The following is a 26,872-nucleotide window of genomic DNA, read 5'->3' as shown; positions in this document are numbered from 1 at the left end:
GTTCATGCGCGCCCATGGTTCATATGCGCAATGAAATCGGCCAGCGAGACGTTGCCGCCGGTTGCCACTACGAGAACGGTCTTGCCGGTCACGTCGACCTTGCCGCCGAGCAACGCCGCGAGTGAAGCAGCGCCCGAAGGCTCGAGCACCAGCTTCAGCCGCTCGAAGGCGATCCGCATAGCGCGCCGCACCGAAGCATCGTCGACGGTGACGCCGCGAACGCCGGCGGTCTTCACCGCTGCGAACGGCGCGTCGCCAGGCCGCCGCGACATCAGCCCGTCGCAGATCGATTTCGGCCCGATCGGCATGGTTTCGATGGCGCCATGTGCCAGCGACGAGCCCATGCCGTCAAAACCTTCCGGCTCGACGCCGATGATCTTCGTGGCTGGCGACAGGTAGTGGAAGGCCAGCGAAACACCGCCGATCAGGCCGCCGCCGCCGACCGAGCAGAACAAGAGATCGGCCTCGGTTTGCCTGGCGGCGAGCTGGTCGAGTGCCTCCAGCCCGGCACCGGCCTGGCCGGCGACGATCTCCGGATCGTCGAACGGGTGCAGCAGCGCCAGGCCTTCGCTCGCGGCGATCTCGCGCGCCCTGGCGGCAGCGACTTCCTCACGCGCGCGCTCGCCATGGTCGGTCAGCACGACGTGCGCGCCGTAGCCCGATGTGGCGTCGCGCTTGGCGGCCGGCGCGTCGATCGGCATGACGATGGTGACAGGAATGCCGAGCGCCTGGCCCGCCGCCGCCAGCCCTTGCGCGAAATTGCCGGAGGAATAGGCGACGACGCCCTTTTTGGCTTCGTCAGGCGACAGCCGCTTCAGCCGCCAGTAGGCGCCGCGCACCTTGAACGATCCTGCCCATTGCAGCGACTCGGCCTTGACGAAGAAGCGGGCGGCGCCGGTCTCGCGGGCGAGTGCCGCCGATTCCAGCAGCGGCGTGATCTGCGTCGCCTTGGAGGTGGCGGCATAGGCCTGCCTGAGATGGTCGAGCGAGGGGACGAGACTGTCTGCCATCATTTGCCTCGCGGAAAGCGCTTCTGCTCTTCGAGCAGGTCGAGGTTCATGTGATTGCGCATGTAGCGCTCCGATGCTTTCTGCAGCGGCTGGAATTCCCAAGGGTAGTGGGTGCCGTTGCGCAGCGCCGGGTAGACCACCCAGCGGCGTGCCTGGCTGGCACGCACCGCGGCATCGAACGCCGCCATGTCCCAGCGCTCCCGCACCTTGCCGGTGAAAGCCGCCACCAAAGCCGCATTGGCCGGATCGGCGGCGAGGTTGGTCAATTCCAGCGGATCCGATTCAAGATCAAACAGTTGCGGCGGATCGATCTCGCAATGGATGAATTTGTAGCGGCCCTCGCGCATCGCCACCATCGGCGCGTTCGAGCCTTCGGCTGCATATTCCATCAGCACCGGCGCGGAGCGTTTCCTTCCGTTCAGCAGCGGCAGTAGCGACTGGCCGTCGGTCCACGGCGCAATCGCGCTGATGTCGATGCCGGCGAGATCGCAAAGCGTCGGCGTCACGTCGAGGTTGGAGACCGGCGTGTCGATCAGCCCGGTGCGTATGCTCTTGCCGGCGATCATCAGCGGCACCCGCGCCGAACCTTCGAAGAAGCACATCTTGAACCACAGGCCGCGCTCGCCGAGCATGTCGCCGTGGTCCGAGCAGAACAGGATGACCGTGTCGTCGAGCATGTGCGTGCGCTCGAGCACCGACAGCAACTCGCCGAGCTTGTCGTCGAGATAGGAGATATTGGCGAAATAGCCGCGCCGCGCGCGGCGGATCTGCTCCGCGGTGATGTCAAAGCTATCATAGTCGCTGGCGCGGTAGAGCCGCTGCGAATGCGGGTCCTGCCTGTCGTAGGGAATGAAGCCGATCTCGGGCTCGAGCGCCGGGCAATCCTCGTAGAGGTCCCAGTAGCGCCGCCGTGCGACGTAGGGATCGTGCGGATGGGTGAAGGAAACCGTCAAGCACCAGGGCCGATGTGCGATGTCGTCGGAGACGCGGGCAAGATCGTAGAGCTTCTGCACCGCATGGAAGGCGACCTCGTCGTCATACTCCAGCTGGTTGGTGATTTCGGCAGTTCCGGCACCGCTCACTGAGCCCAGATTGTGATACCACCAGTCGATCCGCTCGCCGGGCTTGCGATAGTCCGGCGTCCAGCCGAAATCGGCCGGATAGATGTCGGTGGTCAGCCGTTCCTCGAAGCCGTGCAACTGGTCCGGCCCGACGAAATGCATCTTGCCAGAGAGGCAGGTGTGATAGCCGGCGGCGCGCAGATGATGGGCAAAGGTCGGGATCGACGAGGTGAATTCGGCGGCGTTGTCATAGACCCCGGTGCGTGACGGCAATTGGCCGCTCATGAATGCGGCGCGGCCCGGCGCGCAGAGCGGCGAGGCGGTGTAGTTGTTGCAAAAACGCGCCGAACGCGCGGCGAGCGCCTTCAGATGTGGCGCGTGCAGGAAGTCTGCCGGCCCGTCTGGAAACAGCGTTCCGTTGAGCTGATCGACCATGACGATCAGGATGTTGGGTCGCTTGGATGTCACTGCTTCTGCCGTCCGCTAAGCTTCATTTCGAGATAGTCCTCAACCAGTGCGATCGCGGTCGCGGCATCGGGCACGCCGTCCTTCAGCGCGCGCCTGATATAGAGCCCGTCGATCAGCGCCGCCGTCGCTTCGGCAACCCGGTCGGCCTCGCTTCTCGGCAGGATACCGGTCAGCCCGCTAAGCAGATTGGAATGCAGCCGCCGTGCATAGACCTTGAGCAGCCGGCGAAGTGCTGCCGATTTCTGCGCCTCGACATAGAAGGCGAGCCAGGCGGCGATCGTTTCCGGCTGGAACTGGACGTCGGAGAAATTGACCGCGACCACTGCCGAGACGCGCTGGCGCGCCGTGCCGGCCGTGCGAAGCGCGCGCCGCGTATCGGCGGTGAGCCCGCTCAGGATGTGCCGCATCGTCGCCAACAGCAATTCGTCCTTGGCGCCGAAATAATGGTGGGCAAGCGCCGAGGACACGCCGGCGCGCCCGGCGATTTCCGACATCGTGACATCAAGTGAACCGCGCTCGCCGATCGCCGAGATCGTTGCGTCGATGAGCGCCTTGCGGCGCAACGGCTCCATTCCGAGTTTCGGCATTCTTGCTCCGGCCTGTTGGGTAAGTTTATTTTTTATTGACGCATCAATCAACAAAAAATTCAGCCTGATTTGCTGGCAAATGCCAGGCGTTATGACCAGATATCAAGATCAAGCGATTGTGCGGTTCTGGCCCCTTCACGAAACCGGCGGAACGGTTCATCCTTGAACAATGCCGAGCGGCCGCGACATCGCGCAGCCGGGCCTGCAGGATGGAGATCGCCATGACAGCATGCATCGTCGGTTGGGCGCATTCGCGCTTCGGCAAGCTCGAAGGCGAGACGCTGGAGGGCCTGATCACCAAGGTGGCGGTCGAGGCGCTCGATCATGCCGGCATCGGTCCAGATGACGTCGACGAGATCGTGCTCGGCCACTTCAACGCCGGGTTTTCCGCCCAGGATTTCACCGCGAGCCTGGTCCTCCAGGCAGACGACCGGCTGCGCTTCAAGCCGGCGACCCGCGTCGAGAACGCCTGCGCCACCGGCTCGGCGGCGGTCAGGCAAGGCATCCGCGCCATCGACGCAAATGCCGCCCGTATCGTGCTGGTGGTCGGCGCCGAGCAGATGACGACGACGCCCGGTCCTGAGATCGGCAAGAACCTGCTCAAGGCCTCGTATCTGCCGGAGGATGGTGACACGCCGGCAGGCTTCGCTGGCGTCTTCGGCAAGATCGCTCAAGCCTATTTCCAGCGCTACGGCGACCAGTCGGATGCGCTGGCGATGATCGCCGCCAAGAACCATAAGAACGGCGTCGACAATCCCTACGCGCAGATGCGCAAGGATTTCGGCTACGAGTTCTGCCGGCAGGAAAGCGAAAAAAACCCCTTCGTCGCCGGTCCGCTGAAGCGCACAGACTGCTCGCTGGTTTCGGACGGCGCCGCCGCCCTTGTCCTCGCCGACACGGCGACGGCGCTGAAGATGCGCCGCGCCGTCGCCTTCCGCGCCAATGAGCATGTGCAGGATTTCCTGCCGATGTCGAAGCGCGACATCCTCGCGTTCGAAGGTTGCGAGCAGGCCTGGAATCAGGCGCTGAAGCAGGCCGGCGTGACGCTCGGCGACCTGTCCTTCGTCGAGACGCATGACTGTTTCACCATCGCCGAGCTGATCGAGTATGAGGCGATGGGCCTGGCCAAGCCGGGCGAGGGCGCCAAGCTGGCCTTGGATGGCGATACGGCGAAAGACGGAAGGCTGCCGGTCAATCCGTCCGGCGGGCTGAAGGCCAAGGGCCACCCGATCGGTGCCACCGGCGTATCGATGCATGTGCTTACCGCCATGCAACTCGTCGGCGAGGCGGGCGGCATCCAGGTGCCGGGAGCAAAGCTCGGCGGCATCTTCAACATGGGCGGCGCGGCGGTCGCCAACTACGTTTCCATTCTCGACCGGATCAGATAAAAGCGGCCCCGCATTACAGCGCGCGCGCCGCTTCGCGCGCGCAAAAGGGCGCTATATCGCTTTGATTTTGCGCATGATCCTTTTCGAAAATTGATTCCGAGTTTCGAGATCATGCGCTAGCGGGGAATTCATGACAAATCCGGTTCTGGTCGAAGTTTTGCGCGGCGCTATCGTCGAGAGCGCGCATCGCGGCGCTGTTGCCGTCTTCGACGCCGACGGCAAGCCTGTTTGGGAGATCGGCGACACGGCACAACCGGTGTTCCCGCGTTCGGCGGTCAAGGCGATCCAGGCGTTGCCGCTGGTCGAGAGCGGCGCTGCCGATGCCTACGGCTTCGGTGACCGGGAGCTGGCACTGGCCTGCGCCTCGCATTCCGGCGAGCCGCCACATGTCGAGTTCGCGAGGGCTATGCTGGCGAAGGCCGGCCTGGACGAGACGGCACTCGAATGCGGCGCGCATTGGCCGTCGAGCCATGGGGCGACGCTGGCGCTTGCCCGCGCCGGCAGCGTGCCGAACGCGCTGTACAACAATTGTTCCGGCAAGCACTCAGGCTTCCTATGCACCTGCGTTCACAGCGGCATCGCCCATCGCGGTTACGTCAAGGCTGGCCATGCTTCGCAGGAGATGGTGCGCGAAGCGATGCAGGCGGTGACCGGTGCTGCCCATGACGCCGATCACCGTGGCACTGACGGCTGCTCGATTCCGACCTATGCCGTGCCGCTGCGCAGCTTTGCGCTTGGCTTTGCCCGCATGGCGACAGGCGCCAGCTTCGAGCCGGTGCGCGCCCGGGCGGCGAAGCGGCTGCTTTCCGCCTGCATGGCTGAGCCGTTTTTCGTCGCCGGCACTGGCAGGTCCGACGTCGCGATGATGGAGGCCGCGCCCGGCCGGATCTTTGCCAAGGGGGGCGCCGAGGGCGTCCATTGTGCCGCCCTTCCAGAGCTTGGCCTTGGCATCGCGCTGAAATGCGACGACGGCGCCGGCCGCGCAACTGAAGTCATGCTCGCGGTCGTGCTGTCAAAGCTTTTGCACGCAGACCAGCCGCTGGCGGGAAAGCTGATCGAACAGGCAAATCCGCCTATCGAAAGCCGGATCGGCGCCAAAGTCGGCGCGCTCCGGCCCACCGCCGCCCTCAACTGACGTGATTGCGCTCGACGGTCAAATGCGCATAGCCGGCATTGCCTGACGCGGCGAGGTCGCCGGTCACCGGCTCGGCCCAGCGCTGGCCGACGATCGCGCCCTTCTGGACCCCGTCGATGACATTGTCGGAAATGATTGCCGTTCCGGCACCTTCGACCACGGTGACGACGATGCCGGTTCCGGCCTTGCGGATGACGTTTCCCGTGGCGACCACATTGCGCATGAACGGTCCCCAGCCGATCTGCATGCCGTAGAGCGGCGCATTCTCAACGACATTGCCGGAAACGGTGGTGTCTGCCTCGACGCTGATGCCGACGCCGAAGCCGGGCGCATCGGCAGGGTAGGGGCCGCTGGTCGACAGGTTGCGGACGATGTTGCCGGAGCAGACCCCCATGCGGCCGCCTTCGTTGAAATTGACGATCGAAATACCGTTCGCAGCACTATCGACGATGTTGTTGCTGATGATGGCGCCTTCGAATGAGAATTCGGAATACACGGCTGTTTCGCCCGAGCGCGAGCAGGTGTTGCCGGTGATCTGCAAATTGCTGGCACTGTTGGCGCGGATAGCCGAAAACGCGCAATCCGAAACAATATTGCCGGAGATGATGACATTGCCGGCGCGGAAGGCATTGATGCCGTTGCCGTTCTGGCCGGTTCCGCCGCTGCGCGCCTGGATGCGTTCGACGCGGTTGCCGCTGACGATGGTACCATCTTCCGCCGCCTGCCAGCGGTGCACCAGAATGCCGCCATTGGCGCAGTCGGAGACGCTATTGCCTGATATTTCCAGGCCATCGGCCTCGACCGAATAGATGCCGGCATCGGCCGCATCGGATATCTCCGAGCGTTCGATACGGCCCGAGGCGTGTTCGAGCGCCAGACCGTTCTTGCCGCTGCCGGTAAGCTGGCAATTGTCGACGACGAGATGGGCGATGCGGCGCAGATCGAGCAGGCCTTGCGTATAATCGCCCATCCAGTGGTTGCTGCCGTCGAACACCAGTCCACTGAGTACGATATGCTCGGCCTGTTCCGCCATGATGAGATGGCCGTTGCCGCCATAGACGATCCGCGATGCGCCCGCCACGCCGGACAGGCGCACGCGGCCGGGCAGCGACAGGTTGGAAACGATATAGGTCCCCGGCGGCAGGAACACCGGCATGTCGCGAACGTGCGCTTCGCGCAGCAGCTTGGTGAAAGCCTTGCTCTGGTCCTCAAGCGCGCCGGGCCGGACGCCGAGATCGGTCGCATTGATCGCCCCGCGCATCGCGGCTTTGTCGATGCCGTGCAGGTTTTCCGCCGCTGCCTTGCCGAGCGAAAGCCCCATGACGGCAAAGCCGGCGGTCTGCGTAAGCAGCGTTCTTCTGTTCAACATCGGCACAGATCCCTTGCGTCCAACGCTCACGCGGCAGGATTCGTGCCAGACGGGATCGGCCCCGAGGTCGGGTTTGCCGGCTATGGCTTGTGGAGTCGTCGCGCCGGGCCTAAGTTCATCGGATGAGCAGGGCCTTCACCCGCGAGGAAGACAGCGAAAACGCCATTGCCGGCATCGGCGAGCGGCCGATCAGCCATCACCGCAATCTGGTGACGGAACACGGCCTGGCGCTGATCGATGCGGAGGTGGCCGCTCTGCGCGACGAACTGGGCAGAGCCGAAAAGAGGGCCGACCGCGAGCGCATCGCGCTGGTGTCGCGTGATCTCCGCTATTGGACGGCGCGGCGTGAAAGCGCCGAGCTTTCGGTGCCGGAACCGGGCAGCGACATGGTTCGCTTCGGTATGGGCGTCACACTGGAGAGCGACGACGGCAAGAAGGTGCACTGGAAGATCGTCGGCGAGGATGAGGCCAACCCGGCCAAAGGGTCAATTTCCCATATGTCGCCGATGGCGATGGCGCTGTTCGGCAAGAAGGTCGGCGAAATTGCCGTGGTTAACGGCAAGGAATGGGAGATCGTCAAGCTCTCCGATAGTTAGTCTTCGAGCTTGACGACATGGTCGCGGAAGAACGCCGCGGCACCGGCCTCGTCGATTTCGCCGGCGGCGACGCCCATGACGAATTCGTAAAGCATGCCGTCATTGGCCGACAGGGCATAACCATTCACAATCAGAAATGCGCCGGCAGCGACAATGGCGGTGCGTTTGTTGCCGTCGACAAAGGCATGATTTCGGGCGATGCCGAAGACATAGACGGCGGCGAGTTCTTCAACCGACGGGTCTCCGTAGTTGGCTTTGTTCTCCGCACGGGCGAGCGCCGATTCAATGGCATTTTCATCCCTCAAGCCTTGTGCTCCGCCGTGTCGGCGCAACTGCTCGGCGTGCATCGCTTCGACTGCACGCCGCGTCAGAAACTCCCAGCTCATTCGGCGAGCTTCTGAAGCGCGACCTTGTATTTGTCCATGACCTCGCGGGCAGCTTTCATTTGCCGCTCGAAGCTGTCGTCCACCGGCTTCAGCGCAAGACCGTCACCTGTTTCAACGATTTGAAGCTGGTCGCCGGCCTTCAGGTTCAGACGATCGAGAATCTCCCTCGGCAGGATCACGCCTTCGGAATTGCCGATCTTGCGAATGGTCGTGTTCATGGTGAGACATCCTGTTGCAACGCTGATTATAACTCAGCGTGTCGGTCGTTGCAACGGGCATTATAACAAAGCGTCAGCCCGCCTGCAGCAGCCGGTCCATCAGCCGCTCTGCCGCTTCCGGGATGACCGTGCCGGGCGGGAAGATCTCCGCTGCGCCTGCCTGCCGGACTGCATCGTAATCCTTCGGTGGAATGACGCCGCCGGCGACGATCAGCATGTCGTCGCGGCCGAGCTTCTTCAGCGCCTGTTTGAGTTCGGGAATGAGCGTCAAATGGCCTGCCGCCAACGACGAGACGCCGACGATGTGCACGTCATGCTCGACCGCCAGCTTGGCGATCTCGTCCGGCGTCTGGAACATCGGCCCAACGGTGACGTCGAAGCCGAGATCGGCAAAGGCGGTGGCGATCACTTTCTGGCCGCGATCATGGCCGTCTTGCCCCATCTTGGCGACCAGAATACGCGGCTTGCCGCCGGACTTCTCCTCGAACGCTACGACCTTGTCCTGCAACCGGTCGACCACCGGATTGTCGCCAAGCGCGTTGCGATAGACGCCGGAGATCGTCTGCACCGAGGCGACATGGCGGCCGAAGACCTTTTCCAGCGCCAGCGAAATCTCGCCGACCGTGGCATTGGCGCGCGCCGCCCGGATGGCGAATTCCAGCAGGTTTTCGTTACTCCCGGCAGCACGGGTCAGCGCATCGAGCGCGCTCTCGACGGCGGCGACGTCACGCGTGCCTTTCAGCCGCTGCAGCTTCGACAATTGCCGCGCCCTGACTTCCGCGTTGTCGATCCTCAGCACGTCGACTTCGATGTCCGTGCCGGGACGGTGGGCATTGACGCCGACCACGATCTGTTCGCCGGAATCGATGCGCGCCTGGGTGCGCGCGGCAGCCTCTTCGATGCGCAGCTTCGGTAGGCCCTTTTCGATCGCCGCGGCCATGCCCCCGAGGCTCTCGACCTCCTCGATATGGGCAAGCGCGCGCGCCGCCAGATCATGCGTCAGCCGCTCGACATAGGCAGAGCCGCCCCACGGGTCGATGCTCCGGGTCGTGCCGGATTCCTTCTGCAGGATGAGCTGTGTGTTGCGGGCGATGCGGGCCGAATGATCGGTCGGCAGCGCCATTGCCTCGTCGAAGGAATTGGTGTGCAGCGACTGCGTGTGGCCTTGAGTCGCCGCCATCGCCTCTATCATGGTGCGGATGATGTTGTTGTAGGGGTCCTGCGCCGTCAGCGACCAGCCCGAAGTCTGGCAATGGGTGCGCAGCGACAGCGAGCGCTCGTCCTTCGGCGAAAAGTTCTTCAGCATCAGGCTGGCCCACAAAAGGCGCGCTGCTCTCAGCTTCGCGACTTCCATGAAGAAATTCATGCCGATCGCCCAGAAAAACGAGAGGCGCGGCGCGAAACGGTCGATGTCGAGGCCGGCCGCGACGCCGGCGCGGGCATATTCGATACCGTCGGCAATCGTGTAGGCGAGCTCGAGGTCCGCCGTCGCTCCCGCCTCCTGCATGTGGTAGCCGGAGATCGAGATCGAATTGAACTTCGGCATATGCGTCGACGTGTAGGAAAAAATGTCCGACACGATCCGCATCGAAGGTTTGGGCGGATAGATGTAGGTGTTGCGCACCATGAACTCTTTCAGGATGTCGTTCTGAATGGTTCCAGTGAGGTCCTTCTGCGCGACGCCCTGTTCCTCCGCCGCCACGATATAGAGCGCCATGATCGGCAGCACCGCGCCGTTCATCGTCATCGATACCGTCATCTCGTTAAGCGGGATGCCCTCGAACAGCTGGCGCATGTCGAGAATGGAATCGATGGCGACGCCGGCCATTCCGACATCGCCGGCGACGCGCGGATGGTCGCTGTCGTAGCCGCGATGCGTGGCGAGATCGAAGGCGACCGACAGGCCTTTCTGGCCGGCGGCAAGGTTGCGCCGGTAGAAGGCGTTGGACTCTTCGGCCGTCGAGAAGCCGGCATATTGCCGGATCGTCCAGGGTTGCTGGACATACATCGTCGGATAGGGGCCGCGCATGAAGGGCGGCAGGCCCGGATAGGTATCGAGATGCGGCAAGCCCTTGAGATCGCCCTGGTTGTAGAGATGCTTGACGGCGATGCCTTCCGGCGTCATCCGCTGGCCTTTGACGTCGACCGGCGCCCGCCGTGGCGGCGACCAGCCGATCTGGCTGAAATCGGGGATCATGGTACGGCTCCGATCGACTGATCGATGCGGATCGGAAACAGCGGCTCGCACACCGCAACGCCTTCGGTGAAGGCTGGCCGCCGCTCCGCCGCCAGCGTCTCGACCGGACGCTCGGTTTTCGACGGGTGCAGCGTCGTGCCGACGATCGCCCGTTCGCCCGCCTGGTAGGCAGCGTTGCGGCGGGCGGAAGCTGCCTGCACGCGTCTCTGGACGTGGCCTTGTTCGAGGCTGGTCAGCACGCCGCCTTCCGCCTCGATCTGCTGGAACTCCTGCCAGGCCGCCGCGCAGAGCTCCGCAGTCAGGGTTTCGACGGCGCCCGAACCGCAAGCCGGATCGGCGACGTGGTCGATGTGGCTTTCATTGGCCATGATCAGTTGCGCGTTGCGGGCAACGCGGCGTGCAAAACCCGCGGGCAGGCCGTGCGCGATGGTATGCGGCAGGATGGCGATCGAATCCGCCCCGCCGGCGGCAGCGGCAAAAGCGGCGATGGTGGTGCGCAGGATGTTGGTTTCCGGGTCGGCCGCCGTCATCATCCTGAAGGAGGTTTCGGCATGGATGCTGGCGGTGGAGGGCGGTATCGAGCAGGCCTCCTGGACACGCGCCCACAGTCTCCGCAACGCCCTGACCTTGGCCGTCGACACGAACTGGTCCTGGTCGACGCTGAGCGCAAAACCGATATGCGGCGCCGCATAGACAAGCGGCTGGCGCGCCTTCTCGAACAGCCTCAAATAGGAGACTGCCGAGGCGAGCATCGTGCCAAGCTCCTGCGCCTCGGTTGCGCCGGCATTGTGGAACACCCGCCCGTCGGCTTCCAGCAGCACGCCGGGCACCCCCATCGAAAAGAAATGTGCGAGCGACTGCGGCATCGATGCCTGCAAAGCTTCGATCGACATGCGCAGCCTGCCGGTCCCGGCAAATATCGCCGCCGGATCGATGCCGAAGGAGAGGTTGAGCTTTGCCGGGTCGGAGCGGCGCTTGGTCAAGAACGCCACCAGCCAGTCGGCCACGGCGCGGCTCCAGGGATGGGCATCGATGCGGATCTGGATGCGGTTGAGCGGCACGCCGTCGAGCACGCTCTCCAGCGCCTCGGCCGTCCTCGGCAAGCCATAGCCGAAGGCGTTCGGCGCGCCTTCGAAGACAAGCGACAGTCCGGTAGCACCCTGCGCGACGTCTTCCAGCGCCTGCGCCCTGGCGCGGCCTATGTCCGGATCGTCGATACGCTGGCTGACGATCCACGGTGATCCCGGGTTGGCGCGCACGACAGGCTCGACGGTCACCGAACGCTCGTAGAGCGGCTCGATGCGGATGGCGTCGTCCGTATGCGAGACGAGCTTTTCCTCGAAGGAACCGCCGGCCAGCGCCTTCTCCGCCAGCGCCAGCCATCGTTGCCGGTCGGCGCTCGGAAGGTCGGCATCATGGGTCAAGGCACCGGCGCCCATCCGTTCTCCTCGTTCTAGTGGCCGTGTCAGCCTACTATGTCAGTCTACGGTCCCCGGTCCCATATCACAATGCAGCACACATGCCGTGCAACTCGCCTTCCGTGACGGTGACCGTCAACCGATTGCCAAACATGGGCAGGTTCCGCAAGCTCCAAAAGCCATTTTCGACGATGCCCATTGTCGCTGCGCAATGGCCTCACTATACCTGCGGCGGGCCTCCCTTTTCTTCAAGGGGATCAGGGCATTCAACCCTATAGGTTTGCGGAGACCGGACACATGGCCGACGACACCAGTATCTTCATGGGAGCCAGCCGCAAGCCGGACGACAGCTATCAGCGGCCGGAACGGCTTTTGCTGCAATATGGCAATCGTCACGGCCTGGTCACCGGCGCGACCGGCACCGGCAAGACGGTGACCCTGCAGATATTGGCCGAGGGTTTCTCCAATGCCGGCGTGCCGGTATTCTGCGCCGACATCAAGGGCGATCTGTCGGGTATCGCCATGATGGGCACAGCGCAGGATTTTCTGGTCAAGCGGGCCGAGCAGGTCAAGCTCGATCCCTATGAGTTCCAGGAATTTCCGGTCATCTTCTGGGATCTGTTCGGCGAGCAGGGTCACCCGATCCGCGCCACCATCTCGGAGATGGGGCCGCTGCTTCTGTCGCGGCTGATGAACCTCTCCGAGGCGCAGGAAGGCATTATGAACATCGCCTTCCGCATCGCCGACGAGGAAGGCCTTTTGCTGCTCGACTTGAAGGACCTGCAGTCACTGCTTGCCAACATCGCCGACCGCGCCGAAGAGATCGGCGCCCGCTACGGCAATGTGACGAAACCTTCGGTCGGCGCGATCCAGCGCACGCTGCTGGTCCTGGAGCAGCAGGGCGCTGCCAATTTCTTCGGCGAGCCGGCATTGCGGATCGCCGACATCATGCGCACCACGCGCGATGGACGCGGCGCCATCAGCGTGCTCGCCGCCGACAAACTGATGATGAATCCGCGGCTCTATGCGACGTTCCTTCTGTGGCTGATGTCGGAACTGTTCGAGGAACTGCCCGAGGTCGGCGACCCGGACAAGCCGAAGCTGGTCTTCTTCTTCGACGAGGCGCATCTTCTGTTCGACGACGCGCCGAAGGTGCTGATCGACCGCGTCGAACAGGTGGTCCGGCTGATCCGTTCGAAGGGCGTCGGCGTTTATTTCGTCACGCAAAATCCGCTGGATATCCCTGAAACGGTGCTGGCGCAGTTGGGCAACCGCGTGCAGCACGCACTGCGTGCCTATACGCCGCGCGAACAGAAGGCCGTCAAGACGGCGGCCGAGACGTTCAGGCCCAGTCCCGATTTCGACTGTGCAACCGTGATCACGCAACTCGGCACCGGCGAGGCACTCGTCTCCACGCTGGAAGCCAAGGGCGTGCCGTCCATGGTACAGCGCACGCTGATCCGCCCGCCATCCTCGCGGCTTGGCCCCATCACGCCCGAAGAGCGCCGCAAGCTGATCACTGAGAGCCCGGTTTCGGGACAGTACGACCAGACCGTCGATCGCGAATCGGCTTTCGAGATGCTGCAAAAAAAGGCCAAGGACGCCCAGGAGGCACAAGCGCAGCAGCAGGAGAGCGGCCGTTCGCGCTGGACCATTCCCGGCTTCGGCAATGACGATCCCCAGCCAGCTGGCGGCCGCCGCGCGCCGCGGCCTTCCAACCGCCAGACGGTGGCGGAGGCGGCGATCAAATCCGTGGTGCGCTCGGTCGGCTCGTCGGTCGGACGGGCGATCGTGCGGGGTATTCTGGGGAGTTTGGCCAGGGGGCGGTGAGGGAGCATCGGGCCACCGAGTTTGACAAATGCTGTCTTGGCATCAAGCACAGCAGAAAAATTTGGAGGGCAACCGACGGCGGCTATGCCAGAAGTAGCCGTTCGGACATGCATTTCTCAACGACCAGAACGGGCCGGCATCACGCATAGCGCGAACGTCAGGTTTTACCACCCATCGCAGCGATTACGCTCAACGGGCGCCGAACCACTCGATGAGGATGTCAATCAGCGCACGCACCTTTCTGGGTGCGGTCCCGCCAGGTGGCCGCACCACGTAGATCCCAGCCTCCGGCGAGGGATAATCCGCCATCACTTGTCTCAACTTACCCTCCGCGATCGGCACGTCGGTAAGGAAGTCGGGCAGCGCGGCAATGCCCAGCCCACCCAAGGCAGCCGTCAACAGTGCGGTGCCGTTGTCCGCCTTGAAGCGTCCGCGCGGACTGATCGAGATCGTCTTGCCGCTCACGACGAAGCGCCACGTCTCGTTGCCCTGCAAGAGGCATTCGTGCTTGGCGAGGTCGTCCGGTGTCATGGGAGTTCCATGTTTAGCAAGATAGGCGGGACTGGCGACGCACGTCCCGCGCAAGGGTGCGATCCGCCGTGCGATCAGGTTTGAGTCCGCCAGAATACCTACGCGGATGCCGACGTCGAAGCCTTCACCGACAAGGTCGACGAAGCGGTCGCTATAGGCTGTATGGACATGCAGCCTTGGGTGACGGCTGGCCAGTTCGGTCAGCACGGAGCAAAGGTGCGTGACGCCGAAGCTCAGCGGGGCCGCAATCCGCAACCGGCCCCGCACATCTCCTTCGGGCGAAACCGAATCTCGGGCCGCCTCCAGTTCGGAGATGGCGCGGACGGCGTGCTCGCGCAGGGTGGCGCCTGCCTCGGTCAGCGCCGCGCCGCGCGTCGTGCGGACAAGTAGCTGCGCGTAGCTGCGCGCCAAGATCCTGCTCCAGCCGTTGGAGCCGCCGGCTGACGATCGACTTCGGCAATCCAAGCCGGCGCGCAGCCGCGGATACCCCACCAGCATCAGCCACCTCAACGAAGGTACTCAGCACTTCCAGATCGAACATGGCGTTCCACTTTTTGAGACGGCGTGGCTGGCCTAGCACGGCTATCGTCCCTCGACCAGCTACGGCATTGATACTGACGAGCCGGGCAGGTAGCCCAGCGCTGATGAAAGGAAATGCCATGACTAAGCAGCAAGGCGTCTGGAAACACGAGGACACTGTCCTGATACTCATCGACTACCAGAAAGAGATGTTCGACACCGTCCGTTCCGAGACCCCGGCCAATCTCATCGACCTCAACGTGCGGCTGATGATCAAGGCGGCCAAGGCCTTCAAGGTCCCGATCATCCTGTCAACAGTCGGCGTCGAGATGGGCGTCAATCATCCGACGCGTCAATCCATCCTCGACGAACTGCCCGGCATCCAGATCATCGACCGCACGTCGATGAACGCCTGGGAGGACGTTGCCTTTCGCGAGGCTGTCGCGAAGACCGGCCGCAAGCGGCTCATCTTCGGCGCGCTGTACACCGAGATCTGCCTTGCGTTTCCGGTGGTCGACGCACTGGCGGTCGGTCACGACGTCATGTTCGTCGTCGATGCCGTCGGCGGACTGTCGCAGCTCGCACATCGGACCGCGGTTGATCGGCTGACGCACGCGGGCGCTGTTCCCAATACCGCCTTCGCGCTAGTGACCGAGCTGTTCCGCGATTGGGCTACACCCCACGCGAACGCCGCGCGCACGTTGCTCAAGGAATACAGCATCGAGGCCCAGGCGCTCGTGAGCGCGTGACCAACGGGCGGCGAGCCGTCCTGCTTTCATCCCTTGCCGCACGCCCCCGGCGTGCGGCGCTTTTCTCCCTATCGAGAGGATTTAGCCATGAATAGCGATAGCATGTCCGCCAGGCAGCGGATCATCTTGAGGGCCCTGCGCGGCCTCGTCGCCTTTGCCTTCGTCCTTTTCGGAACCCTCAAGCTGATCGGCATGCAGATGATGGTGGATGTATTCGACCATGTCGGCCTGGGCCAGTGGTTCCGCTACGCGACCAGTATGATCGAGGTGGGCGGCGCAATCCTGCTGCTCAGCCCGCGGTTTGTCGGGCCTGCCGCCCTGGTGCTCGCCGCGACCATGATAGGCGCGATCATCTCCCACCTCACCGTGGTCCCGGGATCGCCCGCGCCTGCCGCGTTGCTGCTGGCCCTGTCCTTGGTAATCGCCTGGTCGTATCGCGGCAGCACTCTTGCGTTGCTCGGGCTGACGCAACCGGTGTCGGCATGAGCGCGGCGGTGACCACCTCGCGGCGGGTCGTTTATCGTACCCGCGGCCATGTTCATGGGCCGGTCACCCGGCTCATGAGCCCGAGCGACCTCGGCGAGTTGTTGAAGCCGTTCGTCTTTCTCGACATCTTCTCGCTTGCGGACTCCAGCAAGAGCCCCTTCGACCTCCATCCACATTCGGGCATTGCGACTGTGACCGTCTTCACTGAAGGCGATGCGAGCTTCGATGACGGCCAAGGTAACTCTGGCAATATCGGCTATGGCGGTGTCGAGTGGATGTGTGCCGGCCGCGGCGTCTGGCACGGCAAGGAATTGGGAGCGGGCCACTCCAAGGCACTCCAGGGCTTTCAGCTCTGGCTGGCGCTTCCTGCCGACCTCGAACTTGCGGATGCCGAGAGCCAGTATCTCGAAGCCGCTTCCATTCCGGAAGTCGGCCCCGCCCGTCTCATCATTGGGCGCTATGACGGGCAGCAGAGCCCCGTCCGCGCGCAAGCTGGCGTCAACTATCTCATCGTGACGTTGAAGCCGGGCGAGAGCTGGCGGTATGAAACGCCCGCCGGCCAAACCGCGGGATGGCTCGCGGTTTCAAGCGGCGAGGTTATGCTCGATGCGCCAGCGTCGGTGGGCGAGATGATAATATTCGACGACAGCGACCGCGCCATCGAGATGCGCTCGACTGGTGAGGTCGATGCAAAGCTGGTGATTGGTAGCGCCGCACCGCACCCGCATTCGCTCCATCTAGGGAACTACTCGGTTCACACCTCGGCAGAGGCGCTGAAGGCCGGGGAACGGCATATCATGGATTTGCATAAGGAGCTGATTGAGCGCGAACGGCAACCGCCGCCACACAGTAGTGGACCGGTGCCGGTGCTCCGCTAGGAACCGCCGATCGCAGGCGCTGGTCCCGGCGAAGCCAAGGGTGCGCCGTCCATGGTGCAGCGGACGCTGATCGACCGGCCGTCCTCGCGCCTTGGCCCGATCACGCCCGAAGAGCGCCGCAAGCTGATCACTGAGAGCCCGGTTGCGGGACAGTACGGCCAGACCGTCGATCGCGAATCGGCTTTCGAGATCCTGCAGAAAAAGGCCAGGGATGCCCAGGAGGCACAGGCGCAGCAACAGGACGCAGGCCGCTCGCGCTGGACTATTCCCGGCTTCGGCAATGACGATCCCCAGCCGACCGGCGGCCGCCGCGCGCCGCGCCCCTCCAACCGCCAGACGGTGGCGGAGGCTGCGACCAATCCGTGGTGCGTTCGGTTGGCTCGTCGGTCAGACGGGCGATCGTCCGGGGCATTCTGGGGAGTTTGGCCAGGGGCAGGTGAGGGCACCGTGCGAAGGTCAGCTTCGCGCGATGAACTGCCGTCGCGATGGTTATTAGACCGAGATCGCGGCCGCAAGCGGAATGGCAGCTTTCCGTACGGTTGGGCCACAAGCCGACCTTTGCAACGACCATTAGTCCCATCTGCTTCGTGCCAGTTGGGACCTACGGATCGCCATCAGGACCGTCGCATATCGACCCATTGCGGTCGTTCAGTTGTGAGCGTCGCATGACGCGACCTGACCCAAGCGGCTGTTCGCGCGCCGTCGTCTGAACGACGCCCGTGACCCCCAAGCGGACCTAGCAATGACGGTTAGTTCGCCGGCCGCGCCTTTGGGAACTTCCACGTGCCGTCCAGAACCTCCGCGCGTGGCCGATAGAGCCGCACCATGTAGCTCCAGCCAGCCACCATCGGCAGGCAGTTGGCAGCCTTGCCATCGCATCCTCCTCCTGACGAACACCGAGTACGGTCAACCCTTAGGTGCCGCGCCGCGCCGCTCGAGCGCGGTCTTGCGGATGATTTCCGCGATCTCCGGGCTGCTGCTGCACAGCAGCTGGAAATCCGCCGAGTGCAGCGACAGGAGTGAGACCACCGTTGTGGCGCTGACGGTCGCCGAGCGCGGTTCGCCGCTGATCAGCGCCATCTCGCCGAAGAAGGCGCCAGGGCCCAGCTCCACCGGGGTCGGCGTCGCGACGCTGACGCGCCCCTCCACGACGAAGAACATCTGATCACCGGTCTCGCCATTGCGGCAGATCACAGCGCCCGCCGGCACGATTCGAGGTCGTAATGCGCGCACGATCTCGACTAGTGTGGCCGGGCCGAGCTTCTGAAACAACGGCACGGCGGCGACCAATTGCCAATTACGGACGAAATCCTCGCGACGGACTTCTTGATAAAAGCCGGTGGCAAGAATGCCAGCCCAGAGCGCGAAGATGCCGATGCCACTCATCATGACCGCCCCGGCAAGGACGCGGCCGGCGAAGCTTTCCGGAATAGCGTTACCATAGCCCGTGGTGGACAGCGTGACCACCGCCCACCACATTGCCTGGGGGATGCTGCCGAACTTTTCCGGTTGGACATCGCGCTCGATGACATAGGCCGCGAGCGCAACACCGAACAGAACGATGCCGAAGACCGTGGTGACGCCGATCAGGTTGCGCGCTTCGTTGGTCAGGATCCTGCCCAGCAGCGGGAAGAAAGTCGAGTCGCGCAGTGGTTTCAGCAGCCAGACAGCACAGTAGAGGCTCCGGTCGGGCGTGCCGACGAGCAGAAATGCGGCGAGTGGAACCAAAACCGCGAGCATATCAATGGCAATTGCCGGCGTCCTGACCCGAACGTCTCCCGCCCGGCGCTTGAGCACCGTCTCGGCCAGTTGCAGGAGATAGACGCCCCAAATGACCGCGAGCACGACAGCCAGAGCCAGTCTGCTTCGTCCGGACATATCCGGTGTCGTGAGCGTAGCCACCGCTACAAGCCCAGTCGCAGCCAGCAGCGCGTTGAGCGGCGCGTAAATTCTTAAGAAAGGCAGTACCGACATTCTATGCCCACGAGCGGCTACTACCCTCCAGAATAGGATGCCTTCAAGGCAAGCGCAAAGGTGCTTACTGTCGCTGCGATGTGCATCACCAACGGTGAACTCAGATGTCCGGGAAAGTGAACTGACACGCCACAATCGACGAGAATGACCCGATTCGGACAATTGCAATAGGTTCCGCGAAGGTCAGCTTCGGAGAAAAGGCGACATGGGATCGCGACGGAAAAACTGACATATCGGACGCCGCAACGCGACGCGGCGGAAGCGCCAAGCTGGCTGGTGATCATCATGTCGGTTCGTCTAGCACCAGGCATCGGGCGCGAAGCTCACCTTCCGGCTTGACTAACAGGCCAGCCGAACCTCATCGGCCAATCTCAACGGGTTCGCCATCAGGGTTTCGTCCGGATTCCGGTCCGGGCAAGCCTCAATGCCGTCGAGAACCCAAATGCGGCATGTCGAGCATTTCGCCTTCTCGCAGTCGTCGCAAAGCAGCTCGACCCCGGCGTTCGTCTTCGTCAACAGCCGCCGGCTTGGCACAGGCGGAAAAAAGGACACAATCCCAGGCTCTTAAGTTAGACCGAAAGGCTCGCCGAGGGAGGCTGCAACACGCCGGGGAACGGCCCGATCCTGGCCGGGCGATGCCCGGACTGGAAGAGGTTGCTGTGGAGGTTGGCGATCCACTGCTTGCCTTCGGTCGTCAGCTCCAGATAGCGGATCGCGTCGCCGATATAGGGCTCGACCTGCAGCGTGAAGAAATCGGTGAAGATGGTGCCGAGATCGGCGGCGGTCTTGCAGCCGAGCTTTTCCACCATCCCGATCTCAGAGAACTCGGCAAACAGCGCCGGCAGCTTGCGGTGGTAGAAGGGATCAGCGAGCTGGCCGATCAGGTCCGCGGCCCTGACCAGCGCCGGCTCGGTGTTGGTGACCTGGTAGGCCGGATCGTTCGGCACCGGAAAGCGCGTCATCTCGATCGCCTCGACAATGCGCTCCTCGTTGATGAACTTCGAGGAAGCAAAACGCTGGCGCGCATAGATCTTGGCGCGCTCGATATGATAGGGCGCAAGAACCGCGTCGGAGGCGCCCCGCGGTGGCGTATAGCGGTCGCCGGCGTCGTTAATGACGAAGCTGTCCTCGTTGTCGCCCTGGCATACGCCGTGCACCATGCCAATGTCGTGGACAAGCAGCGCGCAGGTATAATGCAGCCAGTCATCGGGAGTCAGTGATTCCGAAAGCAGCCGGCCGCGGATGATCTGCTGGCCAGCGAGCGTAACCATCAATGTATGCTCGATGTTGTGATAGAGCGCGTTCGAATTGCCGATGCGCTCCAGGACAAGGCGGGCCGCCCCGCCTATGTAACTCGCATATTCCGGACTGCGATGCGAGAAATACTGGAGATAGAGTTCTGACAGATAATCGCCGAGCCGGTCGGCCATTATGGAGATTGGATTGAGCATGACAGTCGTTCCTGAGCGCTTTGAAGCACGACAAGTCGCGCCGCGCGGCGGCCATCCTAGCACGGTTCCGGCGTAGATCTTATCTTAGGACCAAGGCCTCCAAGGCAGCGGCGACTACCGAATGCTGCGGTCGCTATCGCCACTCACGAGGCCGTGGCCTGTCGGTGCTATCTGCACCGTCGTCGCGACTGCCGTGGACCATCTTTATCCATGCTTCGAGGCTCATCTCGACCGGGCATCCGACTCTAGCGTCGTTTCCAGCGATGTCGGCTTTCAGGAAAGGGCATAGCTGGTCTCAACGGCCGACATGCGGCGCAGATCTGCCGTTGGAACGCTGACGGTGGACGTCGCGTTTGGGTCATAAATTGCCACATAACGCAAAAAGTCTTGGGCCAGGGGTGCTATCTGACCGGAAGCCCGCCGGAGCGGCGAAAGCCCGCCGCCCGCGCGCTTTCGACCAATTCAGAAGATCGAATTTGTGATCGATTTTATCGGGCTGAGCAGGATCGATCCTTCCGGCACGCCGGCGTCGATCGGAATGGCTTTGCGGTTTGCGGTCGCCACCATCGGCTGGCCGATATCGGCCGTCACCACGACCGGCGTCTTGTTCGGCACACGGTCGTAGAGATCGATGATATCCTGGTTCATCAGGCGCACGCAGCCTGACGACACCGACTTGCCGATCGACCGCCATTCCGGCGAACCGTGCAAGCGGTAGAGCGTGTCCTGGTTGCCTTGGAAGAGATAGAGCGCCCGCGCGCCAAGCGGGTTCTTGAGCCCGCCGGGCATGCCGCCATTCTCGGCGCTGTAGGGTTTCAACTCCGGCTGCCGGGAGATCATTTCGTCCGGCGGCGTCCATTTCGGCCATTTCTGCTTCCATTGGACCACGGCATCGCCCGACCATTCGAAACCGGCGCGGCCGAGGCCGACACCGTAGCGGATAGCCTGGCCGCCCGGGCGCACCAGATAGAGGAAGTGATTGGTGGTGTCGACGACGATGGTGCCTGGCTGCTGCCCGGTCGGATCGTCAACGATCTGGCGCAGGAACTGCGGGTCGATCTTGTCGACCGGTATGGCCGGCAGCTCGAAGCCGCCATCCGACATCGGCCCATACATCGTCACATAGTCGCCGAGCGCCGGCTCGACATAGGTCGGCGGCGGTGGCTCGACCGGTTGTTGCGACAGCGTGGTGCAACTGGAGACCGCGACCGAGGCGGCGCCAAGGGCTGCGGCGTTGAGGAAACCGCGACGGCTAAGGCGCAGAGAGGACGATGGGGGTGTGAACATGATTGCCTTTTTTAAGTCTCAAATCGCAACAAAGCATGAATGCGCCCGGTTGCGCGCGGTTGCCCGAGCAATGCCCGGCGCGATAGGCGGTTCCAATTCTGGCCGCAGGGTGGACAAACAAAGGCAAAGCTGTGACTGGATCGTCACTGTTGCGCCCAGGCAACATGTCCGGCGTCAAACCCCGGAGATCAGACCATCGAGGGATGGCAGGATCAGGGCCGGTGGGAAATCCCGGTATTCCTCTGGGTGATTGGCGCGGTTGATCCACACCGTCCGGAAGCCGAATTTGGTGGCGCCGGCGACGTCCCAGCGGTTGGAGGACTGGAAAGAGACAGCGCCTGGATAGAGGCGCCAGCCCGTGGTGACTATGTCGTAGACCGACGGGTCGGTCTTGAAGCGCCTGACGCTGTCGACGGAAAAGACGTCGTCCAGGACCTGGTCGAGCGCGGCGGACTTGACGGCCGCCTCCAGCATTTCAGGCGAACCGTTGGACAGGATCGCCAGCCTTGCCCCCGATGCCTTGAGCGCCTTGAGCACGGCCGGCACCTCCGGATAGCAGTCCAGCCGCCAATAGGCCTCGAGCAACTTCGCCTTCAGCCCGGCATCGGCGGACGGAACCTTGCGCAGGGCGAAATCGAGTGCCTGCTCGGTGAGCTGCCAGAAATCGGCATAGGCCCCCATCAGCGTCCGCACCCAGGAATATTCCAGCTGCTTTGCGCGCCAGATCTCGGACAGCAACTGGCCGTCCGGCCCGATCTGGTCGGCGTGACGGCGCACGGCCGCGTGCACGTCGAACAGCGTGCCATAGGCGTCGAAAACGTAAGCTGCATGGTGCATGCGACAGTTTTGAGGCTGCGCAAGGCAAGGCGCAAGCGCTGATTGCAGTCCGCCAGCCCGCTGGCCTCAACAAATCTCAGCCAAACCGGTTGACGGCGGCCGCCAAAGCATCTTCCAATGCGCCGCAACAAGCATCGAACGGAACCTGGCAATGACACTGGCGACTGCGGCGCAATCCGCGACATGGACCTTCGTCGACGGCGACTGGTATGAGGGCAACGTCGCCATCCTCGGGCCGCGCAGCCATGCCATGTGGCTCGGCACCAGCGTGTTCGACGGCGCCCGTTGGTTCGAGGGCGTCGCTCCCGACCTCGATCGCCATGCAGCAAGGGTGAACGCCTCGGCGATCGCGCTCGGCCTGAAACCGACGATGAGCACCGACAAGATCGTCGGCCTGACCTGGGACGGGCTGAAGAAGTTCGACGGCAACACAGCGGTCTACATCAGGCCGATGTATTGGGCCGAGCATGGCGGCTATATGGGCGTGCCGGCCGACCCGGCCTCGACGCGTTTCTGCCTTTGCCTCTATGAATCGCCGATGATCTCGCCAGCGGGTTTTTCGGTGACGGTGTCGCCGTTCCGCCGCCCGACAATCGAAACCATGCCGACTAACGCCAAGGCCGGCTGCCTTTATCCCAACAACGGCAGGGCCATCCTCGAAGCCAAGATGCGCGGCTTCGACAATGCGCTCGTGCTCGACATGCTGGGCAATGTCGCCGAGACCGGGACCTCGAATATTTTCCTGGTCAAGGACGGCCATGTCCTGACGCCGGCGCCGAACGGCACCTTCCTGTCCGGCATCACTCGCGCGCGCACCATGGCCCTGCTTGGCGAGTACGGTTTCACGACGACGGAAAAGACGCTGTCGATCCGCGATTTCCTGGAGGCGGACGAAATCTTCTCGACCGGAAACCACTCGAAAGTCGTGCCGGTCACCCGTATCGAGGATCGCAATCTGCAGCCCGGGCCGGTGGCCAAGAAGGCGCGCGAACTCTATTGGGAATGGGCGCATTCGACTTCGCCCGGCTGACCCGCTAAAAAGCGGCCCGGCGCTTCGTTTCCGGAGTTGTTCCAGACCAATCCAGTCCTATGTTAGTCCGGTATCGACACCGGATTTTTCCACGAGGGAGTACGACCGATGGCTTTTGAATTGCCCGCCTTGCCCTATGATTACGAGGCTTTGCAGCCTTATATGTCCAAGGAAACGCTGGAATATCATCACGACAAGCACCACAAGGCCTACGTCGACAACGGCAACAAGCTGGCCGCCGAGGCGGGCCTGGGCGATTTGTCGGTCGAAGAGGCCGTCAAACAGTCCTTCGGCAAGAATGCGGGGCTCTTCAACAATGCCGCCCAGCACTACAATCATATCCATTTCTGGAAATGGATGAAGAAGGGCGGCGGCGGCAACAAGCTGCCGGGCGCCTTGCAAAAAGCGGTCGACAGCGATCTTGGCGGCTACGACAAGTTCAAGGCCGACTTCATCGCCGCCGGCACCACCCAGTTCGGTTCGGGCTGGGCCTGGGTCTCGGTCAAGGACGGCAAGCTGGCGATCTCGAAGACGCCGAATGGCGAGAACCCGCTCGTCCATGGCGCGACGCCGATCCTTGGCGTCGATGTCTGGGAACATTCCTACTACATCGATTATCGCAACGCCCGGCCGAAATATCTCGAAGCCTTCGTCGATAGTCTCATCAACTGGGACTATGTGCTCGAACTCTACGAAAAGGCCTGATCCGTTCCAGAAAGCCCCGGCAGAACCGGGGCTTTTCTTTTTCAGCATCAGAACGACAGTTGCAAAAATTTCACGCAAGCGTGAGGCGAAGCGTCGGAATTTTTAAGCCATCCTTGCCGTTTGTCATCGGGGTGGGACCGCACCCTGAATTGCCTTCAACATGGAGCCAAGTGAATGAGAAAGCTTATCCTCGCCATCTCGATGCTCGCCTTCGCCGGTTCGGCGGCATTTGCCGACCCGGTCGCTGACCGGCAGGCCCTGATGAAGGAACGTGGCAAGATCGCCGCCGGCTTGTCGAAAGTGGTCAAGGGCGAGACGCCCTACGACGCAGCTTCGGTGCTGACGGCGTTGCAGGCACTGCAGGCCAATGCCGAGAAATTCCATGCCGGCGTCGACGCGCTGTTCCCGGCGGGCAGCGACATCGGCGACACCACGGCGTCTCCCAAGATCTGGCAGGACATGGCCGGCTTCAAGACGGCTGAAGGCAAGTACCTCGCCGACGTCAAGGCGGCGGTCGCCGCGGCACCTGCGGATGCCGACGCGTTGAAGGCACAGTTCAACACCATCGGCGGCGGCTGCGGCAACTGTCATCAAAGCTACAGGGTGAAAAAAGGCTGATAGCGGGCAATGCCCTTGCTGAAGAAACTCGTCGGCGCCGCCCTCGTTCTGGGCGGCGTCGCCGCGATTGCCGGCTGGTTCCTGTCGGCTCCGGTCAGGCTCGGTGCCGCCACGCTGGCGCAGCTTGGCCCCGGTGACGCTGACAGGGGCAAGCGCATCTTCTACGCTGGCGGCTGCACATCCTGTCATGCCAAGCCTGGCTCGCAAGGCGACGCTCGCCTTCAGCTGGTCGGCGGCCTCGAGCTCAAGACGCCATTCGGCACCTTCGTGCCGCCGAATATCTCGCAGGATACCAAGGACGGCATCGGCGCCTGGTCGGTCGAAGACTTTGCCAACGCCATGCTGAAGGGCGTGTCGCCGTCGGGCGAGCATCTTTATCCAGCATTTCCCTATATTTCATACGCGCGCATGAAGCCGGCCGACATTGCCGATCTCTATGCGTTCCTGAAGACCTTGCCCGCGGTCCCCGGCAAGGCACCCGCCAATTCGCTGGGGTTTCCCTTCAACGTCCGACGCGGCCTTGGTCTGTGGAAATTGCTCTATCTGAGCGACAAGCCGGTCGTTTCCTTTCCCGAAGGCACGCCACAGCCGGTGCAGGCCGGCCGCTATTTGGTCGAAGGCCCCGGCCATTGCGGCGAATGCCACACGCCGCGGGACCTTACCGGCGGTACCAGGAAGAGCCAGTGGCTGGCAGGCGCCGCGGCCGCGGAAGGCAGCGGCATCGTGCCCAACATCACGTCGGGCGAGGGCGGCATCGCCGACTGGTCGGAAGCCGACATCGCCAACTATCTCGAAACCGGCTTCACGCCGGACTTCGATACGGTCGGCGGCGCGATGGTCGACGTGCAACGGAACATGGCCGTGCTGACCCGGGAGGACCGCGCGGCGATCGCCGCCTATCTGAAAGCCGTGCCGCCGCATCCCAACGGCTATCCGGCGCGCAAGAAGCCGGCGAGCTGACGGGCCGTTGGGTCAGCGGTCGCCGAGGAAGTCGAAGCCGGTTTCGAAGAAGTGATTGTAGTCGCAGGTCATTTCCTCGCCGGGCGCAATGTCGCGCAAGGCATAGGTCTCCTCCGGCTGCGAGACGTCGCAATTCGGGCTGTCGGCATGGTTCATGTAGCGCGCATCGTCGGCTTCGAAGACGATGTAATTCGGGTCGCGCCGGTCCGGATAGGCGTAGCGGTCGAGATAGGTTTTGACCGGCCCGGTTTCCCGCTCGTAGGTCTCCACCTCGATGCGCCGGTCGTATTTCGGGTCGAGCTTCCAGACCAGCGTGCCGCGGGCAATGTGGTTTTTGGCAAAGACGCCGATGCCCTGGATGGGCGATTTGTCGAGATAGACATCGACGAGCAACATGGCAGATCCCTGGGTGATTGTGTGTTGGCGCGGCTGTGAAAAGCCGCGCACTGGGTAGCGCGCGGCCTTTGCAATTGCGAGCGGAAAATCAGCTGTGCCTGCCCATTATCCGAAGCCTCATACGGCGTCGCCTGTCGAGGTCCTAGCGCTGTTGCAGCGCCGGCCGGATGCCCAAGGCGCAATAGATGCCGCCGACAGCCTTGCCTTGCCATCTCAGCACCGTCGGGTTTCGGCGCAGGAATGCACCGAGGCCGCCCGCACCCACGGCGAAAACCAGCGTGCTGATGAGGCCCAACAGAACAAAGATCACGCCCAATGTCGCCAGTTGAAGCATCACCGATCCGTTTTCAGGCCGCACGAACTGCGGAAGAAATGCAAGGAAGAAAAGCGCGGTCTTGGGGTTGAGAACCTCGGTCAAAACAGCCTGCCGAAATGCTTTGGTAGCGGGGATCGCAAGTGCGCCGGCGGCCGGATAGGCAGGCGTTTTCTCGATGATCGCGCGAATGCCGAGATAAATGAGGTAGGCTGCGCCGATGTACTTCACGATGCTGAAAAGCGCCGCCGACGTGGCAATGATCGCCGAAATGCCGACGATCGCCATGAAGGTGTGAACCACGTCGCCGGCCGCGATCCCCGCGCCGGTCGCGATGCCAACCCTGGTTCCGGAACTGGTGGCCCGCGCCACGGTCAGAAGGGTGGCCGGACCGGGGATGAAGACAAAGCCAAGCACAACCGCGACATACGCAATCAATGTGGCGAGATCGATCATTGGTGGGCGTCTCCGCAAC

General features: G+C 63.2%; 26 protein-coding genes and 2 pseudogenes. 12 read left to right on the top strand and 16 right to left on the bottom strand.

The features are described from left to right. Nucleotides 1-2: 2 nt before the first annotated feature. The 4 genes from NKJ93_RS09870 to NKJ93_RS09855 are packed head-to-tail and all read right to left on the bottom strand — an operon-like array spanning nucleotide 3 to nucleotide 3,349. Entirely contained in the window at nucleotides 3-1,010 is a 1,008-nt protein-coding gene (locus NKJ93_RS09870; RefSeq protein ID WP_023718433.1) for a threonine/serine dehydratase family protein, read from the bottom strand. Further along, a complete protein-coding gene (gene betC, locus NKJ93_RS09865; RefSeq protein ID WP_352494813.1) occupies nucleotides 1,010-2,539 on the bottom strand; it encodes a choline-sulfatase in 1,530 nt (509 codons plus the stop codon). The genes NKJ93_RS09870 and betC overlap by 1 nt, the downstream gene beginning before the upstream one ends. Next, complete coding sequence (gene betI / locus NKJ93_RS09860) at nucleotides 2,536-3,126, bottom strand: choline-binding transcriptional repressor BetI (RefSeq protein ID WP_023718431.1); 591 nt, start codon at nucleotides 3,124-3,126, stop codon at nucleotides 2,536-2,538. Before betI ends, betC begins: the two co-directional genes overlap by 4 nt. A gap of 43 nt (nucleotides 3,127-3,169) precedes the next feature. Beyond that, the gene (locus NKJ93_RS09855; RefSeq protein WP_352483650.1) at nucleotides 3,170-3,349 is read right to left on the bottom strand and encodes a hypothetical protein; all 180 of its coding nucleotides are present in this window, start codon (nucleotides 3,347-3,349) and stop codon (nucleotides 3,170-3,172) included. Here NKJ93_RS09855 and NKJ93_RS09850 point away from each other — a divergent pair. Both NKJ93_RS09850 and NKJ93_RS09845 read left to right on the top strand, forming a co-directional pair. Then, complete coding sequence (locus NKJ93_RS09850) at nucleotides 3,348-4,514, top strand: acetyl-CoA acetyltransferase (RefSeq protein ID WP_352483649.1); 1,167 nt, start codon at nucleotides 3,348-3,350, stop codon at nucleotides 4,512-4,514. The genes NKJ93_RS09855 and NKJ93_RS09850 overlap by 2 nt on opposite strands. A 130-nt stretch (nucleotides 4,515-4,644) precedes the next feature. Further along, nucleotides 4,645-5,649 (top strand): asparaginase, encoded by a 1,005-nt coding sequence (locus tag NKJ93_RS09845; protein ID WP_352494814.1) that lies wholly within the window; start codon nucleotides 4,645-4,647, stop codon nucleotides 5,647-5,649. Here NKJ93_RS09845 and NKJ93_RS09840 read toward each other — a convergent pair. Continuing rightward, nucleotides 5,642-7,018, bottom strand: coding sequence for a TIGR03808 family TAT-translocated repetitive protein (locus NKJ93_RS09840; RefSeq protein ID WP_352494815.1), 1,377 nt, complete (start codon nucleotides 7,016-7,018; stop codon nucleotides 5,642-5,644). The two genes, NKJ93_RS09845 and NKJ93_RS09840, sit on opposite strands and share 8 nt — an antisense overlap. A 122-nt stretch (nucleotides 7,019-7,140) precedes the next feature. Between NKJ93_RS09840 and NKJ93_RS09835 the strand changes: the two genes are divergently transcribed. Further along, on the top strand, nucleotides 7,141-7,614 hold the full coding sequence (locus NKJ93_RS09835) for a GreA/GreB family elongation factor (protein ID WP_023718427.1): 474 nt from the start codon (nucleotides 7,141-7,143) through the stop codon (nucleotides 7,612-7,614). On the opposite strand, the gene NKJ93_RS09830 is transcribed toward NKJ93_RS09835, so the two are convergent. The 4 genes from NKJ93_RS09830 to NKJ93_RS09815 form a co-directional block, all read right to left on the bottom strand. Next, nucleotides 7,611-8,000: a type II toxin-antitoxin system death-on-curing family toxin gene (locus tag NKJ93_RS09830; RefSeq protein WP_023718426.1), complete on the bottom strand. Its 390-nt coding sequence runs from the start codon at nucleotides 7,998-8,000 to the stop codon at nucleotides 7,611-7,613. The two genes, NKJ93_RS09835 and NKJ93_RS09830, sit on opposite strands and share 4 nt — an antisense overlap. Beyond that, nucleotides 7,997-8,218: an AbrB/MazE/SpoVT family DNA-binding domain-containing protein gene (locus NKJ93_RS09825; RefSeq protein ID WP_023718425.1), complete on the bottom strand. Its 222-nt coding sequence runs from the start codon at nucleotides 8,216-8,218 to the stop codon at nucleotides 7,997-7,999. The genes NKJ93_RS09830 and NKJ93_RS09825 overlap by 4 nt, the downstream gene beginning before the upstream one ends. Nucleotides 8,219-8,291: 73 nt before the next feature. Further along, a complete protein-coding gene (scpA, locus tag NKJ93_RS09820) occupies nucleotides 8,292-10,415 on the bottom strand; it encodes a methylmalonyl-CoA mutase (RefSeq protein ID WP_352494817.1) in 2,124 nt (707 codons plus the stop codon). Continuing rightward, a complete protein-coding gene (locus tag NKJ93_RS09815) occupies nucleotides 10,412-11,854 on the bottom strand; it encodes a methylmalonyl-CoA mutase subunit beta (protein ID WP_352483647.1) in 1,443 nt (480 codons plus the stop codon). The genes scpA and NKJ93_RS09815 overlap by 4 nt, the downstream gene beginning before the upstream one ends. A 276-nt stretch (nucleotides 11,855-12,130) precedes the next feature. Between NKJ93_RS09815 and NKJ93_RS09810 the strand changes: the two genes are divergently transcribed. After that, complete coding sequence (locus tag NKJ93_RS09810) at nucleotides 12,131-13,663, top strand: helicase HerA-like C-terminal domain-containing protein (protein ID WP_352494818.1); 1,533 nt, start codon at nucleotides 12,131-12,133, stop codon at nucleotides 13,661-13,663. 189 nt (nucleotides 13,664-13,852) lie between these two features. Here the strand turns inward: NKJ93_RS09810 and NKJ93_RS09805 are convergent. Further along, nucleotides 13,853-14,735: pseudogene (locus NKJ93_RS09805) on the bottom strand (LysR family transcriptional regulator). Here NKJ93_RS09805 and NKJ93_RS09800 point away from each other — a divergent pair. The 4 genes and pseudogenes from NKJ93_RS09800 to NKJ93_RS09785 form a co-directional block, all read left to right on the top strand. After that, entirely contained in the window at nucleotides 14,734-15,462 is a 729-nt protein-coding gene (locus NKJ93_RS09800) for an isochorismatase family protein (RefSeq protein ID WP_352588782.1), read from the top strand. The pseudogene NKJ93_RS09805 and the gene NKJ93_RS09800 overlap by 2 nt on opposite strands. Nucleotides 15,463-15,549: 87 nt before the next feature. After that, nucleotides 15,550-15,948 (top strand): DoxX family protein, encoded by a 399-nt coding sequence (locus NKJ93_RS09795; RefSeq protein ID WP_352588780.1) that lies wholly within the window; start codon nucleotides 15,550-15,552, stop codon nucleotides 15,946-15,948. Continuing rightward, nucleotides 15,945-16,826, top strand: coding sequence for a pirin family protein (locus tag NKJ93_RS09790; protein ID WP_352588778.1), 882 nt, complete (start codon nucleotides 15,945-15,947; stop codon nucleotides 16,824-16,826). Before NKJ93_RS09795 ends, NKJ93_RS09790 begins: the two co-directional genes overlap by 4 nt. Nucleotides 16,827-16,856: 30 nt before the next feature. Next, nucleotides 16,857-17,266 (top strand): annotated as a pseudogene (locus tag NKJ93_RS09785) (helicase HerA-like domain-containing protein); the annotation flags it as partial. Nucleotides 17,267-17,732: 466 nt separating this feature from the next. Here the strand turns inward: NKJ93_RS09785 and NKJ93_RS09780 are convergent. The 4 genes from NKJ93_RS09780 to NKJ93_RS09765 all read right to left on the bottom strand — a co-directional run bounded on the left by NKJ93_RS09780 (nucleotide 17,733) and on the right by NKJ93_RS09765 (nucleotide 22,375). Beyond that, complete coding sequence (locus NKJ93_RS09780) at nucleotides 17,733-18,800, bottom strand: cyclic nucleotide-gated potassium channel (RefSeq protein WP_352588775.1); 1,068 nt, start codon at nucleotides 18,798-18,800, stop codon at nucleotides 17,733-17,735. A gap of 569 nt (nucleotides 18,801-19,369) precedes the next feature. Continuing rightward, nucleotides 19,370-20,251, bottom strand: coding sequence for a metal-dependent phosphohydrolase (locus NKJ93_RS09775; protein WP_352588772.1), 882 nt, complete (start codon nucleotides 20,249-20,251; stop codon nucleotides 19,370-19,372). Between the two features lie 462 nt (nucleotides 20,252-20,713). Continuing rightward, entirely contained in the window at nucleotides 20,714-21,538 is an 825-nt protein-coding gene (locus NKJ93_RS09770; RefSeq protein ID WP_352588769.1) for a L,D-transpeptidase, read from the bottom strand. 174 nt (nucleotides 21,539-21,712) lie between these two features. Further along, the gene (locus NKJ93_RS09765; RefSeq protein ID WP_352588766.1) at nucleotides 21,713-22,375 is read right to left on the bottom strand and encodes a haloacid dehalogenase type II; all 663 of its coding nucleotides are present in this window, start codon (nucleotides 22,373-22,375) and stop codon (nucleotides 21,713-21,715) included. Between the two features lie 151 nt (nucleotides 22,376-22,526). On the opposite strand from NKJ93_RS09765, the gene NKJ93_RS09760 reads away from it, so the two are divergent. The 4 genes from NKJ93_RS09760 (at nucleotide 22,527) to NKJ93_RS09745 (ending at nucleotide 25,688) form a co-directional block, all read left to right on the top strand. After that, entirely contained in the window at nucleotides 22,527-23,405 is an 879-nt protein-coding gene (locus NKJ93_RS09760; RefSeq protein ID WP_023718414.1) for a branched-chain amino acid aminotransferase, read from the top strand. 108 nt (nucleotides 23,406-23,513) lie between these two features. Next, entirely contained in the window at nucleotides 23,514-24,110 is a 597-nt protein-coding gene (locus tag NKJ93_RS09755) for a superoxide dismutase (protein ID WP_023718413.1), read from the top strand. A 174-nt stretch (nucleotides 24,111-24,284) separates the two neighbouring features. Next, nucleotides 24,285-24,728 (top strand): c-type cytochrome, encoded by a 444-nt coding sequence (locus NKJ93_RS09750; RefSeq protein ID WP_023718412.1) that lies wholly within the window; start codon nucleotides 24,285-24,287, stop codon nucleotides 24,726-24,728. Between the two features lie 9 nt (nucleotides 24,729-24,737). Then, a complete protein-coding gene (locus NKJ93_RS09745; RefSeq protein WP_352588763.1) occupies nucleotides 24,738-25,688 on the top strand; it encodes a cytochrome c in 951 nt (316 codons plus the stop codon). Nucleotides 25,689-25,700: 12 nt separating this feature from the next. Here the strand turns inward: NKJ93_RS09745 and NKJ93_RS09740 are convergent, their stop codons facing one another. Both NKJ93_RS09740 and NKJ93_RS09735 read right to left on the bottom strand, forming a co-directional pair. Continuing rightward, nucleotides 25,701-26,084: an SET domain-containing protein gene (locus NKJ93_RS09740; RefSeq protein ID WP_023718410.1), complete on the bottom strand. Its 384-nt coding sequence runs from the start codon at nucleotides 26,082-26,084 to the stop codon at nucleotides 25,701-25,703. A gap of 142 nt (nucleotides 26,085-26,226) precedes the next feature. After that, complete coding sequence (locus NKJ93_RS09735) at nucleotides 26,227-26,853, bottom strand: LysE family translocator (RefSeq protein ID WP_352483644.1); 627 nt, start codon at nucleotides 26,851-26,853, stop codon at nucleotides 26,227-26,229. Nucleotides 26,854-26,872 lie beyond the last annotated feature (19 nt).

The sequence above is a fragment of the Mesorhizobium sp. M0028 genome (assembly GCF_040323855.1).
Lineage (GTDB): Bacteria > Pseudomonadota > Alphaproteobacteria > Rhizobiales > Rhizobiaceae > Mesorhizobium.
This window is presented reverse-complemented; position numbering and strand designations above follow the sequence as displayed.